Source organism: Duganella dendranthematis, from assembly GCF_012849375.1.
Lineage (GTDB): Bacteria > Pseudomonadota > Gammaproteobacteria > Burkholderiales > Burkholderiaceae_D > Rugamonas > Rugamonas dendranthematis.
Genome location: NZ_CP051684.1, coordinates 2199555 through 2215633, shown reverse-complemented (window position 1 = coordinate 2215633; position 16079 = coordinate 2199555). Strand labels below are relative to the sequence as shown.

10 protein-coding genes and 2 tRNA genes are annotated in these 16079 nt (G+C 65.1%); 5 read left to right on the top strand and 7 right to left on the bottom strand.

What is annotated here, in order from left to right; translation table 11 throughout:
* Positions 1-46: 46 nt before the first annotated feature.
* Together ahpC and ahpF are read left to right on the top strand one after the other, a co-directional pair.
* Entirely contained in the window at positions 47-610 is a 564-nt protein-coding gene (gene ahpC / locus HH213_RS10125) for an alkyl hydroperoxide reductase subunit C (RefSeq protein WP_110845850.1), read from the top strand.
* A 96-nt stretch (positions 611-706) separates the two neighbouring features.
* Positions 707-2305 (top strand): alkyl hydroperoxide reductase subunit F, encoded by a 1599-nt coding sequence (ahpF, locus tag HH213_RS10120; protein ID WP_110845849.1) that lies wholly within the window; start codon positions 707-709, stop codon positions 2303-2305.
* Positions 2306-2352: 47 nt separating this feature from the next.
* Here ahpF and HH213_RS10115 read toward each other — a convergent pair whose 3' ends face one another.
* From HH213_RS10115 to HH213_RS10085, 7 genes are all read right to left on the bottom strand, one after another.
* Positions 2353-3480 (bottom strand): AI-2E family transporter, encoded by a 1128-nt coding sequence (locus tag HH213_RS10115; protein WP_169112173.1) that lies wholly within the window; start codon positions 3478-3480, stop codon positions 2353-2355.
* Entirely contained in the window at positions 3477-3956 is a 480-nt protein-coding gene (locus tag HH213_RS10110) for a cyclic nucleotide-binding domain-containing protein (protein ID WP_169112172.1), read from the bottom strand. Before HH213_RS10110 ends, HH213_RS10115 begins: the two co-directional genes overlap by 4 nt.
* 132 nt (positions 3957-4088) lie before the next feature.
* Positions 4089-4694, bottom strand: coding sequence for an ABC transporter ATP-binding protein (locus HH213_RS10105; protein ID WP_110845846.1), 606 nt, complete (start codon positions 4692-4694; stop codon positions 4089-4091).
* Positions 4685-5770: a hypothetical protein gene (locus tag HH213_RS10100; RefSeq protein ID WP_169112171.1), complete on the bottom strand. Its 1086-nt coding sequence runs from the start codon at positions 5768-5770 to the stop codon at positions 4685-4687. Before HH213_RS10100 ends, HH213_RS10105 begins: the two co-directional genes overlap by 10 nt.
* A gap of 81 nt (positions 5771-5851) precedes the next feature.
* A tRNA-Asp gene (locus tag HH213_RS10095) sits at positions 5852-5928 on the bottom strand.
* A 23-nt stretch (positions 5929-5951) separates the two neighbouring features.
* Positions 5952-6027, bottom strand: a tRNA-Val gene (locus HH213_RS10090).
* A gap of 115 nt (positions 6028-6142) precedes the next feature.
* Positions 6143-6961, bottom strand: coding sequence for a substrate-binding periplasmic protein (locus HH213_RS10085; RefSeq protein WP_229263379.1), 819 nt, complete (start codon positions 6959-6961; stop codon positions 6143-6145).
* 102 nt (positions 6962-7063) lie between these two features.
* Here HH213_RS10085 and dinB point away from each other — a divergent pair, with 102 nt between their 5' ends.
* The 3 genes from dinB (at position 7064) to HH213_RS10070 (ending at position 16057) form a co-directional block, all read left to right on the top strand.
* A complete protein-coding gene (gene dinB, locus HH213_RS10080) occupies positions 7064-8212 on the top strand; it encodes a DNA polymerase IV (protein WP_169112169.1) in 1149 nt (382 codons plus the stop codon).
* A 69-nt stretch (positions 8213-8281) separates the two neighbouring features.
* The gene (locus HH213_RS10075; protein WP_110845842.1) at positions 8282-9178 is read left to right on the top strand and encodes a recombination-associated protein RdgC; all 897 of its coding nucleotides are present in this window, start codon (positions 8282-8284) and stop codon (positions 9176-9178) included.
* Between the two features lie 153 nt (positions 9179-9331).
* The gene (locus HH213_RS10070) at positions 9332-16057 is read left to right on the top strand and encodes a beta strand repeat-containing protein (RefSeq protein ID WP_169112168.1); all 6726 of its coding nucleotides are present in this window, start codon (positions 9332-9334) and stop codon (positions 16055-16057) included.
* The last annotated feature ends 22 nt before the right edge of the window (positions 16058-16079 follow it).

Here is a 16079-nt window from a genome sequence, read left to right as displayed (position 1 = left end):
CTTACACTGGCGTCTCAATGATTCACAACCCAACGAGGAAACCACAATGTCCCTGATCAATACCCAAGTCAAGCCATTCAATGCCACCGCTTATGTCGACGGCAAATTCATCGACCTGACCGAAGAGTCGCTGAAAGGCAAGTGGTCCGTTCTGATGTTCTACCCAGCCGACTTCACCTTCGTGTGCCCAACCGAACTGGAAGATCTGGCCGATTTCCAACCTGAATTCGCCAAACTGGGCGTAGACGTTTATGGCGTGTCGACCGACACCCACTTCGCCCACAAAGCATGGCACGACACCTCGGACGCGATCAAGAAAGTGAACTACCCACTGATCGGCGACCCAACCGGCAAACTGTCGCGTAACTTTGAAGTAATGATCGAAGAAGAAGGCCTGGCACTGCGCGGCACCTTCGTCATCAATCCAGAAGGCTTCATCAAAGTGATGGAAGTGCACGACAACGGCATCGGCCGCGACGCTTCGGAACTGCTGCGCAAAGTGAAAGCAGCTAAATACGTTGCCGAGCACCCAGGCCAGGTTTGCCCAGCTAAATGGACCGAAGGCGCAGCGACCCTGACCCCATCGCTGGACCTGGTTGGCAAGATCTAAGTCTTGAGCAACAAAGCAGCACACAAGTAGTTACCGCGATGCCGGACCGGGCGTCCGGCCCGGCATACGCCTAAATATTTGTAAAGGAAGAAAATCATGTTGGACGCTACCCTCAAAACCCAGTTAAAAGCCTACCTGGAAAAAGTGGTTTATCCACTGGAGCTGGTCGCCTCTCTCGATGACAGCGCCAAAGCCCGCGAGATGAAAGAACTGCTCCTCGAAATTTCCGAGTTGAGCGACAAAATCACGCTGGTCGAGCGCACCGAGGCGGGCGTGCGCGCACCGTCGTTCAGCATCAACCGTGCCGGTACCGATATCGCCGTGCGTTTCGCCGCGATTCCGATGGGCCACGAATTCACCTCGCTGGTGCTGGCGCTGCTGCAAGTCGGCGGCCACACCATCAAATTTGACGAAGCCGTGATCGAGCAGATCCGCAACCTGGATGGCGATTACGAATTCGAAACCTTCATGTCGCTGACCTGCCATAACTGCCCGGACGTGGTGCAGGCGCTGAACGCCATGTCGGTGATTAACCCGCGCATCAAAGTCACCACCATCGACGGCGGCCTGTTCGCCAAGGAAGTGGAAGAGCGCCAGATCCTGGCCGTGCCGATGATGTTCCTGAACGGCCAGCATTTCGGCCAGGGCCGTACTTCGGTCGAGGAAATCCTCGCCAAGCTGGACACCAATGCCGGCGTCCGCCAGGCAGCTGAACTGAGCAAGAAAGACGTGTTCGACGTGCTGATCGTCGGCGGTGGCCCTGCCGGCGCCGCAGCGGCCGTGTACGCCGCCCGCAAAGGCATCCGTACCGGTGTACTGGCCGAGCGTTTCGGCGGCCAGGTGCTGGACACGCTGGCGATCGAGAACTTTATCTCGGTCAAGGAAACCGACGGCCCGAAATTTGCCGTGGCGCTGGAGCAGCACGTCCGCGAATATGAAGTCGACATCATGAATACCCAGCGCGCCAACAAGCTGGTGCAGGTCGGCAAACTGACCGAAATACACACCGCCTCCGGCGCCGTGCTGAAAGCCAAGTCGGTGATCTTGTCGACCGGCGCCCGCTGGCGTGAGATCAACGTGCCGGGCGAGAAGGAATACCGCAACCACGGTGTGGCCTACTGCCCGCACTGCGACGGTCCGCTGTTCAAGGGCAAGCGCGTGTCGGTGATCGGCGGCGGTAACTCCGGCGTGGAAGCGGCGATCGACTTGGCCGGCCTGGTCAAGCACGTGACGCTGATCGAGTTCGGCGCCGAACTGCGCGCCGACGCGGTGCTGCAACGCAAGCTGCGCAGCCTGCCGAATGTCACCGTGATCACCTCGGCGCAAACCACCGAGATCCACGGCGACGGCAAGATCGTCAACGGCCTGAGCTACACCGACCGCAACACCAGCGTGTCGCACAAGGTCGAGCTGGAAGGCGTATTCGTGCAGATCGGCCTGGTGCCGAATACCGAGTGGCTGAAAGGCACGGTAGCCCTGTCGCGTCATGGCGAGATCGAAGTCGATGCGCGTGGCCAGACCTCGCTGCCGGGTGTGTTTGCCGCCGGCGACGTCACCACCGTGCCGTACAAGCAGATCATCATCGCCACCGGCGAAGGCGCGAAAGCGGCACTGTCGGCCTTCGATCACCTGATCCGCTCGGACGACGAGGAAGTCGTCGAAGAGTCGGCCGACAAGCACGCGATGACCGCGTAATTGACGGCTGCATCAAACCAGAACGGGAGCTTCGGCTCCCGTTTTTTTTATACCGTCAGGTCATGGCTGGCCTGCCTGGTGCGCAGGGCGATGGCGTTGCGATGGCGGGCGCGCAGGCGCGGGTCGGTAATCAGGCGACCCAGCGTTTCGCCGATCACCATCACCACGCCCAGCAAGGGCAGCACCAGCATCAGCCCGGCCACGCCGGCCACCGAGCCGCCGATGAAAATCATCAGCACGGTAATTAGCGGATGGATGTGCAGGCTGCGGCCCAGCGTCAGCGGCATGAAGACGAAATCGTCCAGCAGGCGCACCAGGATGAAGACGCCGATGGCCAGGTACGCCACCGACGGCTGCGCCGGCGCATCGGTCGACGCCACCATCACCACCAGCATGCAGCCGACGATCGAGCCGACGTATGGCACCCACGCCAGCAGCGCCGCAATCAGCCCCAGCACCAGCGGCGACGACACGCCGATCGCCCACAAGCCCAGGGCCAGCACCGCCGTATCGAGGATGGTCAGCCGGATCAGGCCCTTGAAGTAGCGGTGCGCGGTCTGGTCGACCTCGTGCAGCAGGCACAGCGTGCGTTCAAAGAAGGCGTTCGGCACCGCCCGCGCCAAAAACTTTTTAAAGCGCAGGCCGTCGCGCAAAAAGAAGAAGGTCAAAAACGGCGCCAGCAGCAGCGACGGCAGCCACTCCACCAGCGTGACCAGAATGTCGGTCAGGTGCGACTGGATAAAGTCGCCCGTGAATTCGCTCATGCGCTGGTTGACGGTGTCGGCCAGCGATACCTGTTTGAGCAAGGGGAACTGCTGCTCCATCGCCACCATCGTGTGGCGCACAAACTCCAGCCCGCCGGCCAGGTAGGTGCCCATCATTTGCTGCCACGAGGTGGTTGGCGCGGACTTCCAGTACACCGCCGCCAGCACCGCCAGCGCCACCAGCAGCAGGGACGCCGTGCCGACCAGGAAGGTGGCGGCGTTCTGGCTGAAGCCGGCGCGGATCAGACGCTGCGTCGGCGGTTGCAGAATGTAGTACAGCACGATGCCGAGCAGGAAAGGCACGGCCAGGAACAGCATCTGCTGCAACAGGAACAGCAGGCCGCAGGTGGCGGCGATGATGCCGCTCCATACCACCGGGCCGCCGCGCTGTTGCCTCGGCAGCAGATTCATAGGGCCTCCAGCTGCGGCTTGCCGGTCATCCAGTCGCGCAGGCGGCGGCCGACGTGGCGCGCCAGGGCCAGCGAGATCTTGTAGCCGATCACGGGATCGGTTTCCATCAGGCCCATGAAGTCGGCGCGGAAGAATACCGCCAGTTCGCAGTTCTCCAGCGCGCGCGTCTGGGCATTGCGCGGCGCGTTGTCCAGCAGCGCCAGGTCGCCGAAGAAGGAACCGGACGACAGTTCCGCCACCACTTCCCGTCCCGCTCCCAGCTGGCGGCTGATGATCACGCGGCCCGACGTCACCAGGTACAGCGCCTGGCCTTCCTCGCCTTCGTCGAAAATGATTTCGTCGGCCAGGTAGCGGCGCTCATGCATCAGGCCGTCGATGATCTTCAGTTCGAGCGGCGTCAGCGAATCGAACAGCGCCGAGTCTTTCAGGCGCAGCAAACGGGGTGACAGGGCGGGGGACTTGAACAGGCCAAACATGAGGCGAAACTCCTGCGGAAATAACGGGGCAGCATCCATTGTCGCCGGTTTTACGGCAGCTGCCGCCACCCAAAGGCAGTTGTTGCTAATTAATCACATGTTTGCCGCCGCCGGGGCGCTGTCAGGCGACGCTTAGAGCTGCACGGTCTGCACCAGCGGCAGTTGCGGTTCCAGATGGCTGGTCAGCAGGATGCACTGGCGCGCCAGCCGTTCCGGCGCGGCCAGTTGCTGGCGCAGGTAGGCGACCGCATCCACATCGAGACCATTGAAGGGTTCGTCAATCAGCAGCAACCGCACCGGCAGCGACAAGGCCAGCGACAGCTGCATCTTCTTGTGCTGGCCCAGCGACAGCGTGGTGACCGGCTGGTCCAGCGTCGGCAGCAGGTGGAAGGCGGCCAGCTCGGCGTTGAGCAACTCGGCATCGGCGCCGGCATACAGCGAGACGTGCATGTCCAGTACCTCGCGCACGGTCAGCCACGGCAGTTGCGGCGTGTCGCCGCCGCAGTAATAGCATTGCAGGCGATACGCCAGCGGCTGCGCCTGCAATTCGAGATCGTCCAGCCAGATGTGGCCGCCGTGCGGCGTCAGCGCACCACCGGCCAGTTTCATCAGCGTGGTCTTGCCGGCGCCATTTTCACCGCGCAGCCACGTGATGCCGTTGCCGAGTTGGAGATTGAACTGGCTGAACAGCGGGTGGCTGGCGTATTCAAAGCTGAGCTGTTCGATTCTTAATTCCATAATTCACTTCCGATTGCGGTCAAGATGAGAATGGCGCTGATCACCAGGCCGACGCGGCCGCGCACGCTGAGCTTGCGCAGCGCGACCACCGCCAGTTGCGCGACGGCGGCAACGCACAGCCAGACGGTGGCGACGGTGTGGCTGTAGCCGCCGGCGTTGCGGCCCAGCGTCAGCACGCCGAACCAGCCGAGCACGGCCATTCCAGGCAGCAGCGTCGCCAGCATGGCGAGGCGATATAACGATTCGGTACGCAGCGGCCAGCCGGCGGCGACCGGACGCAGCAGCGCGATTTGTTCGGTCACGGCCTTGTCGCCGCGGTCGGTCAGCAGCATGGTCATCAACGCGGCGCATGATCCCCACAGCGCGGGCGGCACCACGGGCGGATGCGCCATCCACACGCCGATACTGAGCAGCGCGCCGGCCAGCAACAAGGTTTGCTGTATGCCGATGACATTTTCCGCGCGCCAGAACGGCAGCCAGAACAGCTGATACCAGTAGCGCGCCATGCCACCGCGTTGCGCGATGTATTGAGTCGGTGCGGGCCGGGAGCGGCCTGGCTTGCGCGCGGCAGGCATGCGGTTGCGATGACGCAGTATGAGTGCTGACAACAGCCAGACCAGCAGCAGCGAGACAACAGTGAGCAGCAGTGCTTGCGCTGCGATCGGGCGCAGCCAGTCCGGCCACTGGAAAAACCAGATCGCGGTGGAAAGGGCGTAGACCAGGCTCAGCGGACCGACGATCAGACCGGCGACGGCGGCGTCGGCCTGCCATTTGCTGCGCGGCGAAATCGGCAGCGGCCGGCTCCATAGCATCACCGCCGCCGGATGCAGGCGCTTGCGCAACAGCCAGACCGGCAAGGCACCCAGCAGCGTCTGGCCGGCGAACAGGCTGAGCGCTTGCGGCCACGGCTGGCCGGCGGCAAACAGGCCGGGCAGGGCGATGACGGCGATCAGGCCAATCAGCACCGGGCCAAAGCCGAGCAAAATATATTCGAGGGAGCTTTTCAGGCTGGCGGCGAAATGCAGCAGCGCGTGCCGTGCCAGGCGTAGACGGAAATGGAGATAAGCATTTTTCATTGCCGATCAGCTTACATGCTAATTCTGAAATGCAAATGAAAAAAAGGCCCGATGCGAACATCGGGCCCTTCTTCTGAATATTGGCGGAGCGGACGGGACTCGAACCCGCGACCCCCGGCGTGACAGGCCGGTATTCTAACCAACTGAACTACCGCTCCAATTCGTTGTTTATAAGTTTAGCTGGTGGGTGCTGAGAGGCTCGAACTCCCGACCTACGCCTTGTAAGGGCGCCGCTCTACCAACTGAGCTAAGCACCCAGAAAACTTATCAGCCTTGTTTCATTTAACTGCGACAACTGCTGAACGAGGCCGTATTCTATAGGACGCCGATTCGGTTCCGCAAGGGGTTTTGTAAATAATTTAGAAAATTGTTTTAGCGTGGCGGCGGCAGCGCGTTGAGCAGCTCGCGGGTGCCGTCGGCGAATAACCGGTGCGAAATGTCGGCGCCGAGGTAGCGTTCGTAGAATGTCTGCATGGTGCCGTCGACCACAATCGAACGCAGTGCGTCGGCATAGCGTTGCAAGATGGGCTGCGGTACTTTCTTCGATACGTACAGGCCGACCATCATGCGCGGCGATTCGCTGACCGGGGTCGCGCTCATCTTGGCGGTCAGGCCGAACAGGCGCTGGTTCAGCAGGTGGATGGTGGCCGGGGCCAGCGTGCCTTCGGCGCGGCCGGCCTTGATCTTGCGGAACACCACGCCGAAATCGCTGACATATTCGAGCCGGCCTTGCTGCTGCAGCCGGTCCAGCTGACGCTGCGCGTCGGCGGTGTAGAAGATGCCGCGCGTGATGTTCAGGCGCGCGGTACTGTGCTCGACGAAGTCGGCCAGGCTGCGGAACTTGCCGGCGTCCGTTCCCAGCAGAACCAGTTCGAAGCGGGTCCAGGTGTAAGGCAGCCAGGTGCCGTAGCGGTCACGCTCGGCCGTGCGTAGCGAGGCGCCGGTCATTTCCAGTTCATTGCTTAAGAACAGCGCTTGCTGGCGGCTGCGCGGATACCAGCGCACGTTGAGCTGGCAGCCGCTGCGCAGCTGGATTTCGGCCAGCACGTCGATATTACTGCCGCGAATCACCGTGCCGTCGAGGTAGGATGAATAACCGAGATCGCTGACGCCAACCCGCGCCGGTGGGCAGGCAGGGTCCAGCGGCACCGCCTGCGCAGCAGTGAATGACAGCCATAAAGCTATCAACAAAGTGGACAGGCATCTGGTCATGCAACGAGTGTAGCATTGGCAACTTGCATGCCGGCGATTTTCGGTGGATACTGTACGTATTTACAGTATTATTTGTGTATTATGGCCGACACCGCGCGCCGCATTGCCCATATCGACATGGACGCTTTCTTTGCGTCAGTGGAGTTGTTGCGCTATCCGCAGCTGCGCGGCCAGCCGGTGGTAATCGGCGGCCGCGGCTACGATCCCGAGCAGCGTGACGATGGCTCGTACGTCTTCAAGCGCCTGCGCGATTACGTCGGCCGCGGCGTCATCACCACCGCCACCTACGAGGCGCGCGCGTTTGGTGTCGGTTCGGCGATGGGCATGATGAAGGCGGCCAAGCTGGCGCCGGACGCCATCCTGCTGCCGGCCAACTTTGACTCTTACCGCCATTATTCGCGCCTGTTCAAGCAGGCGGTGGCCAGCATCGCGCCGGATATCGAAGACCGCGGCATCGATGAAATCTTCGTCGACCTGACCCATGTGGATGGCGAGACGCAGGAGATCGGCGCCCGCATCAAGCAGGCGGTGCAGGACGCCACCGGTCTCACCTGTTCGGTCGGCATCACGCCCAACAAGCTGCTGTCGAAAATCTGTTCGGATCTGGACAAGCCGAACGGCCTGACGCTGCTGGGCTTTGACGATATTCCCACCCGCATCTGGCCGCTGGGCGTGCGCAAGGTCAACGGCATCGGCCCCAAGGCCACCGAAAAGCTGGCCTCGCTGGGCATCGAGACGGTGGGCCAGCTGGCGCAGGCCGACCAGGGCTTGTTGCAGGATTATTTCGGCGCGCATTACGCGGCGTGGCTGGCGCGGGTGGCGCAGGGGATTGACGAGCGCGAAATTTCCACCAGCCGCGAGAGCAAGTCGATGTCGCGCGAAACCACCTTCGAGCGCGACCTTCATGCGCGCCAGGACCGGGCCACCTTGTCCGGCATCCTGACGACGCTGTGCGAGCGGCTGGCGGACGATCTGAAGCGCAAGGATTACGTCAGCCGCACCATCAGCATCAAGCTGCGGTACGACGATTTCCAGATCGTCAGCCGCAACGTGACGCTGCCGCAGGCGGTGGCCGAACCGGCCGCGATCCTGCAGGCGGCGCGCGAATGCCTGAAGCGGGTGCCGCTGCAGCGCAAGCTGCGCCTGCTGGGCGTGCGTGCCAGCACGCTCGAACCTCCCGGCGCCATGGCCAGCGCGCAACAGCCGGTGCAGGGCGATCTATTCGCCTGAGACCAGGGCTGCGGCAGCGTGTAAAATGGCGCTCCTTTTGCAATTTCCGAAACAAGGCCAGTCAACTTTATGTGGTTCAAGAATCTACAGATTTACCGTCTGCCGGCCCCTTGGGCCTACACTCCCGAACAACTGGAAGAAGCGCTGTCGTCGAATGCGTTCACGCCGGCCAGCAGCAACGAGCTGCTGCGCCAGGGCTGGGACAAGCCCCGTCCTAACGGCGGCCTGGTGCACGTGGTCAACAAGCAGATGCTGATCGTGCTCGGCACCGAAAAAAAATTGCTGCCGTCCAGCGTCATCAACCAAGTCGCTAAGGCGCGCGCCGCCGAAATGGAAGAAGCCCAGGGCTTTGCGCCGGGCAAGAAGGCCATGAAGGAACTGAAGGAGCGCGTGGCCGACGAACTGCTGCCGCGCGCGTTCTCGATCCGCGGCAACGTCTGGACCTGGATCGACCCGGTCAACGGCTGGCTGGTGGTGGATGCCGCCAGCCCGGCCAAGGCCGACGAAGTCATCAAGCTGCTGTTGAAAGCGGTCGACCGCATGCCGCTGGAAAGCCTGCGCGTGCAGCGCTCGCCGGTGGGCGTGATGACCGAATGGCTGCAAACCGATGAAGCGCCGGCCGGTTTCACGGTCGACATGGACACCGAACTGCGCGCCACCGGCGAGAGCAAGGCGGCGGTACGTTACGTCAAGCATTCGCTGGACCCGGAAGAAGTGCGCCGCCACATCGCCGCCGGCAAGCAGTGCACCCGCCTGGCCATGACCTGGGACAGCAAGATTTCCTTCGTGCTGACCGAATCGCTGGCGATCAAGGGCGTCAAGCCACTCGACGTGCTGAGCGAAAAAGACGCCGGCGTGCGCAATGACGACGAGCGCTTCGACGGCGATTTCATGCTGATGACCGGCGAACTGGCCAAGCTGATGGCCGACGTGGTGGAAGCACTGGGCGGCGAAGCCAAGGCGTAAGCCCTTTTCCTTGCCTTTTAGTTACAAATGCCGCGAAGTCGTTGATTTCGCGGCATTTTTTAGTTGATAAATACGAAAAATATGTGCATTGCCGTGAGGAAAGTACGACAAATTCTGCTATAGTGAAAAGTCTTATCAAAAGAGGAACTTCCTATGAGCGGCCCTGTCGGATTGACCACACTGCAGATCGCCAATCTGACCTCGCAGCAGGTGGCGGCGTGGACCACGGCGGACATCGCCGAGCTCACGCTGGCGCAACTGCCGGCGCTGCGCCCGGCCGTGCTGAATGCCGCCGGCGCCGCCAGCACCGCGCTGATGGCGGCCTTGAGTGCGGACCAGATCGCCGCACTGAGCGTGGTGCAGGTGGCGGCGCTGGGCACGCGCGCCTTCACCAGCCTGGCGCCGGGCGCGATCGCCTCTTTTGAAACCGCCGATATCGCCGCGCTGAGCACGGCCAACATCGCTTCGCTGCAAGCAGCCGACATCGCGCTGATGCAGGCGACCCAATTTGCCGCGCTGAGCGGCGCGCAACTGAACACGTTCTCCACCGCCGACGTGCGCGCCATCAGCGAGGCCGGTTTTGCGCTGCTGACCACGCAGGCCATGGCGGTGCTGGGCAGCACCCAGGTCGCCGCCCTGACCGCCGACCAGACGGTGGCCCTGACCACGCGCCAGGCCGCCACGTGGAATTCGGCCCAGCTGGCCGCCTTGTCGAGCGCCAACCTGGCGGTGCTGCAAGCGGCCGACCTGCGCGCGATGAAAACGTCCGCCATCGCCGGCCTGTCGAGCAGCCAGATGGCGTTGCTGTCGGCCGACCAGCTGGACGGCATGACCACGGCGCAGTTTGCCGCACTGAGCACCGCCCAGGTCGCCGCGCTGAGCAATGCCGCGCTGGCCGGCCTGTCCGGCGCCGACCTGGCCGCACTGAGCACCAGTGCCACTTCTCAGCTGGCCACGGCCTTGCTGGCGCAACTGAGCACCGAACAGCTGGCCGCCTTGACCACCCGCCAGATCGTCGCGCTCAGCAGCGCCCAGTTTGCCGGCCTGACGCCCGAGCAGGTCAGCCATTTGCGCACCGCGCAGCTGGCGGTGCTGGGGTCGCGCCAGCTGGCCGGCCTGTCCAACGCCGATATTGCCGCGCTCGATAGTGGCGACCTGCCATACCTGAACGCGGTAGCGATCGGCGCGCTGACGTCGGCGCAGTTCAGCGTGCTGGGCGGCGACGATTTCAGCGCCATCGCCAGCCTCACCACGGCGCAGATCGGCGCGTTGCGCACCGCCGCGCTGGTGGCGCTGACGGCCGGCCAGGCGGCCGCGCTGAGCACGCGCCAGGTGGCGGCGCTGACCAGCGCACAGGTCAGCGTACTGTCGGTCAACGCCATCCAGGCCTTGCCGGCTGCCGATGTCAGCGCGTTGCGCACCAACGCGATCACCGCCCTGTCGACCCAGCAACTGGCGGTGCTGAGCAGCGAACAGTTCGCCGCCTTCACCACGGCGCAGTTGTCGGCCATGAACAGCCGCCAGTTGGCGGCCATCAGCGACGATACGCTGGCGGGCTTGTCCAGTGGTGCCTTGGCGGCCTTGTCGACCAGTGTGATTTCACATCTGAGCCCGTCGCTGCTGGCGGCGCTCAGCATGACGCAGCTGGCCGGTCTCAGTTCGCGCCAGATTTTCGCGCTGAGCACGGCGCAAGTGGCGGCCTTCGATGCGGCGCAGCTGGCGTCGCTGAGCACCGCGCAGATCGCCGGTCTCAACAGCACGCAGGTGAGCGCACTGAGCGAAGATGATCTGACCACCCTCAGCACCCGCGCGTTGCGGGCGCTGAGCACCGGCGTGATGGCTGCGCTGAGTTCCCAGCAACTGGCTGCCATCGGCGGGCTCGACAACGGCGCCGCCATCGCCGCGCTGAGCACCGGCCAGATCGCCGCGCTGCGCAGCACCGCGCTGGCCGGCCTGACCCACGACCAGCTGATCGCACTGACCACCGCGCAGGCTGCGGCGCTGACCAGCAGCCAGGTCGCGGCGCTGCCCAATGCATTGCTGACGGCGCTGGAAACGGCCGACTTCGCCGCACTGCGCACCAGCGTCATCGCCAATCTCGGCACGGCGGCGCTGGCGCTGCTCAGCAGCGACCAGGTCACCGCCCTGACCACGGCGCAAGCCAGTGTGCTGAGCGCACGCCAACTGGCCGCGCTGTCGGTCGATAGCCTGGCCGGCCTGCAAAGCGCCGACCTCGGCGCGCTGTCCACCGCCACCATTGCCGCCATCGGCGCCGACCGCCTGGCCGCTCTGCATACCGAACAATTGAACGGCCTGGCATCGCGCCAGATCGCCGTGCTCAACAGCGACCAGTTGAACGCGCTGAGCAGCGAACAGATCGCCAGCCTGCGTTCGGCGCAGGTGGTGGCGCTGAACAGCCGCCAGATCGGCGGCCTGAGCCCCGACGCCATCGCCGCCCTCAGCAGCGCCGGCGTGGCGGCGCTCAGCACGGCGGTGATCGCCAGCCTGAGTTCGCAACAGCTGGCGGCGCTGGAGCTGGATGTGGCGGCGCTCAGCACGGGCCAGATCGCCGCGCTGCGCACCAACACGCTGGCGGGGTTGACGGTCGAGGAAATCATGGTGTTCAGCACGCGCCAGGCCGCCGCGCTCAACAGCGCACAGGTGCGGGCATTGTCGACCGAGATCATCCACGCCATCGGTACCGCCGACTTTGCTGCGCTGCGCACCAACGCCATCGCCGCGCTGACCACCTTGCAAATCGGCGCGCTGACCAGCGACCAGCTGACCGCGATGACGCCGGCGCAGTTTGCCGCGCTTGGCACGCAGCAGCGTGGCGCCTTGCCGACCGACGCCATCGCCGGCTTCTCCAGCGACAGCCTGGCCGCGCTGGGCCCGGCCGTGCTGGCCGCCTTGTCGGCCGACCTGATCGCCAGCTTGAACGCCGCGCAGCTGGCGTCGCTGGGTTCGCAACAGGTTGCCGTGTTCAGCAGTGCCCAATTGGCGGCGCTGAGCGCGGAACAAGTGGCCTGGCTCGGTACCCGCCAGGTCGCCGGCCTGACCTCGCGCAACCTGCCGGGCCTGTCGGCCGATGATATTGCCGCGCTGAGCAGCGACGGCATGCGCGGCCTCAGTACGGCCATGCTGCAAGCACTGAGCAGCACGCAACTGGCAGCGCTGGGCGCGAACCCGGATGGCAGCCTGTTCGGCGTGCTCAGCACCACGCAGATCGCGGCGCTGGGCACGCGCGCCATCGGCTGGCTGAGCGTCGAGCAGATTGTTGCCTTGAGCACCTTGCAGGCCAGCGCGCTGAGCAGCACCCAACTGCGCGCGATGAACACCAGCGATATCGCCGCGCTGGAGGCGGAAGACCTGGCGTCGCTGCGAACCGCCGCGCTGAGCGGGCTCACTACCTTGCAGGTGGCGGTCCTCGGCAGCGACCAGGTCGCGGCCCTGACCAGCCAGCAAATCGCCGCCCTGAACGCCGCGCAATTCTCCGCGCTCAGTGCGGACGGCTTGCAGGGACTGGGACTGAGCGATATTCCCGTCCTCAACACCGGCGTGATTGCCGGCCTGGCGACGCGCGCGCTGGCCGCGCTCAGCACCGACCAGATCGCCGCACTGTCGACCCGTCAGATCGTTGCCCTCGGCAGCGCGCAGTTGAACGCGCTGGAGACCGAGCAGATGAACAGCCTGCAGTCGGCGCAGGTGGCGGCGCTGACGTCGGCGCAACTGGCCGGCCTGTCGCTGCGCGAACTGGCCGCCATCAACAGCGAATGGTTGCCGGCGCTGAAGACCGCCGCCATTGCCGCCTTGAATGCAGCCCAGCTGAGCGTGCTGGGCAACGATCCCGCCGGCGGCGACGACACCGCCATTGCCACGCTGACGACGGCGCAGATCGCCGCGCTGCGCACTGCCGCGCTGGCCGGCCTGCGGGTGCAGCAGGCTGCCGCGCTGACGTCCGACCAGGTGGCCGCGCTGAACAGCGCGCAATTGGCGGCCTTGCCGGGCGCCGATCTCGGCGTCTTCGACCTGGAAGATATCGCCGCCTTGCGCACCAGCACCCTGCGGGGCTTGTCTTCGTCGCAGTTGGCCGGCCTCAGCGGCGACCAGTTCGCCGTCTTCACCACCGGCCAGTTCGCCGCGCTGGGCAGTGGTGCGCTGCGCGGCCTGACCGGCGCGCAGGCGTCCGCCATCACCGTCGAGCAAGCCGCCGTGATGAGCAGCGCCCAGATGGTCGGGCTGTCGCTGGCCGCCATCGCGCAACTGGATGCGGAAGACGTGGCGGCCTTGCGCACCAATACCATCGCCGGCCTGACCTCGGCCCAGATCACGGCCATCAACGCGGCCCAGCTGGCAGCCTTGTCCACCGCCCAGGTTGCCGTGCTCAATAGCGCCCAGGCCGGCGCGCTGTCGGCCGCCAACGTGGTCAGCCTGTCGGGCGAACAGCTGGCAGCACTCGGCACGGCGGCGGTCAGCGCCCTGAACACGGCCGGCCTGGCCCAGCTCAGCGCCGACCAGATCCTCAGCTTCACCACACGCCAGATGGCCAGCCTGACGTCGCGCCAGATCGGCGCCTTGCTGCCGGCGCAGATCACCGCCTTGAGCGCCGAACAAGTGGCCGCCTTGCAGGCGCGCCAGATCGCCGGCCTGTCGGCGGCCGACGTGTCGGCGCTGGAAAGCGATGTCGGCGCTCTCAGTACCCAATCCGTGGCGGCCCTGACGGCCGCACAAATCGGCGCGCTGGGCGTGGATGCCAACGGTCAGGCGGTCAATTTCAACCTGCTGACCACGGCGCAGATCGCCGCCATCACCACCCTGGCGCTGCAATCCCTGGGCGCGGCGCAGTTGCAAGCCTTCAGCAGCGACCAGATCGCGGCATTGAACCTGGCGCAGATCAAATCGGTCACGCCGACCTTCCTGCGTGGCCTGAGCAGCATCCAACTGAGCGGCCTCAACACCGCGCAAGTGGCGGCGCTCAGTACCGCCCAGCTGGGTGGCCTGCTGCCGAGCCAGTTCGGCGCGCTGAGCGCGGCCCAGGTGCATGCGCTGACCGCCGCCCAATTCCTCAGCCTGACGGTCGACGATATCGCCGCGCTCAGCACCGACGCGCTGGCAGCCATCAGCGTCGCTGCCATCGCCGGCCTGACGCCGGAACAACTGAACGCGCTGGGTGGGCGAGGCCTCGGCATCGCCGCGCTGGGCACGGCACAGATTGCCGCGCTGACCACGCGGGCGCTGGCCGCCATGAGCACCGCCCAGGCGGCGGCGCTGACCGCAGGCCAGGTGGCGGCCCTGAACGCGGCGCAAGTCGTGGCGTTGCCGCTGACCGTGTTCGGCTCGCTGAACGCCGACGACATCGCGGCGCTAAAGCTGACCGTGGTCAGCGCGCTGAAAACCCAGCAACTGCTGGCGCTGAAGAGCGACCAGATCGCCGCGCTGAGCGCCGAGCAGGTCACCGCGCTCAGCAGCGCGCAGCTGGCCTCGCTGGCGGCATCGCAAGTGGTCTACCTGGACCCGAACGATGTGGCCGGCATCAACCCGCTGTTGCTGAATGCCGCCGCGCGCGACGGCAACCTGCTGGCGGCAATGAACACCGCGCAATTGCAGGCGATGACGGCGGTCCAGTTTGCCGCGCTGAATTCGTCGGCCATCGCGCGCCTGCTGCCGTCGTCGCTGGCGGCGCTGGAAGCGGTCGATATCGCCGCGCTCAGCACCGGCGTGATCAGCGCGCTGAGCGATGCCCAGCTGCTGGCGCTGACGGTGCGCCAGGTATCGGCGCTGACCTTGCAGCAGGTGGCGGCACTGACGCCGCGCGACAGCGCCGAGCAGTTCACCGGCGCGCAAATCGCCGCCTTCTCCGGCGCCCAGCTGGCGGCGATGAGTACCGCCCTGATTGCCGACCTCAGCCCGGCCAACCTGCGCGCCATCGAGGTCGGCGATATCGCCAGCCTGGGCACGCGCCAGATCCGCGCGCTGACGCCATTCCAGATGGCGGCGCTGAACAATGCGCAACTGGGTCAGCTGACCACCACGCAAACCCACGTGATGACGGCGACGCAGTACAACAACCTGTCGACGGCGCAGCAGTCGATCTTTACGGCCGAGCAGAAAGCGGCGATGACCTTCGTCACGCCGCTGGTGCTGGACCTGGACGGTAACGGCGTGCGCACGCTGGGCCTGGAGGCGGGCGTGCAATTCGACTTGGCCGCCAGCGGCGTGCAGCGGACTACCGGCTGGGTCGGTCAGGGCGACGGCTTGCTGGCGCTGGACAGTAATCATGACGGCGTCATCAACGACGGCAGCGAACTGTTCGGCTCGGCCACCAAACTGGCCAACGGCAGCACGGCCGCCGACGGCTACCAGGCGCTGGCATCAATCGACAGCAACGGCGATGGCGTTATCGATGCAAAGGACGCGCTGTATGGCGACCTGCGCGTGTGGGTGGATGTGAATGCGGACGGCGTCAGCCAGCCGGATGAGCTGAAGACCCTGGCCGCCTTGCACATCGCCAACCTCAAGCTGGACGTGCAGCGCAGCAGCGCGCTCGACAACGGCAACCTGATCGGCCTGACCTCGACCTACACCACCGACGACGACCAATCGCACGCAGCGGCCGACGTCTGGTTTGCGCAGGGCCTGAGCGGCAACGTCAGTGGCATGGCGCAAGCGATGTCGAGCTATGCGGATGCGGCAGGCAGCAGCGCTGCGGCGCCGGCCAGTGGCCAGCTGGCGACGCACAGCGCGCGCCTGGCCGAAGCGTTGCAGCACTACAGCGCCACCGGCCTGAGCGTCACCAACGCCGCCCACACCGATGCCGACACGCAGCGCCTCAAAGCCCTGCAAGCCGGCGCCACGCAAGGGCTGCTGGCAGCGCGCTAACGGCGCGCGCGAATTTCCTTTT

Bases quoted from the DNA above. Each gene is read 5' to 3' on its own strand.
- ahpC (WP_110845850.1), top strand. From the start codon at position 47: ATGTCCCTGATCAATACCCAAGTCAAGCCATTCAATGCCACCGCTTAT.
- ahpF (WP_110845849.1), top strand. From the start codon at position 707: ATGTTGGACGCTACCCTCAAAACCCAGTTAAAAGCCTACCTGGAAAAA.
- HH213_RS10115 (WP_169112173.1), bottom strand. From the start codon at position 3,480: ATGAATCTGCTGCCGAGGCAACAGCGCGGCGGCCCGGTGGTATGGAGC.
- HH213_RS10110 (WP_169112172.1), bottom strand. From the start codon at position 3,956: ATGTTTGGCCTGTTCAAGTCCCCCGCCCTGTCACCCCGTTTGCTGCGC.
- HH213_RS10105 (WP_110845846.1), bottom strand. From the start codon at position 4,694: ATGGAATTAAGAATCGAACAGCTCAGCTTTGAATACGCCAGCCACCCG.
- HH213_RS10100 (WP_169112171.1), bottom strand. From the start codon at position 5,770: ATGAAAAATGCTTATCTCCATTTCCGTCTACGCCTGGCACGGCACGCG.
- dinB (WP_169112169.1), top strand. From the start codon at position 7,064: ATGGCCGACACCGCGCGCCGCATTGCCCATATCGACATGGACGCTTTC.
- HH213_RS10075 (WP_110845842.1), top strand. From the start codon at position 8,282: ATGTGGTTCAAGAATCTACAGATTTACCGTCTGCCGGCCCCTTGGGCC.
- HH213_RS10070 (WP_169112168.1), top strand. From the start codon at position 9,332: ATGAGCGGCCCTGTCGGATTGACCACACTGCAGATCGCCAATCTGACC.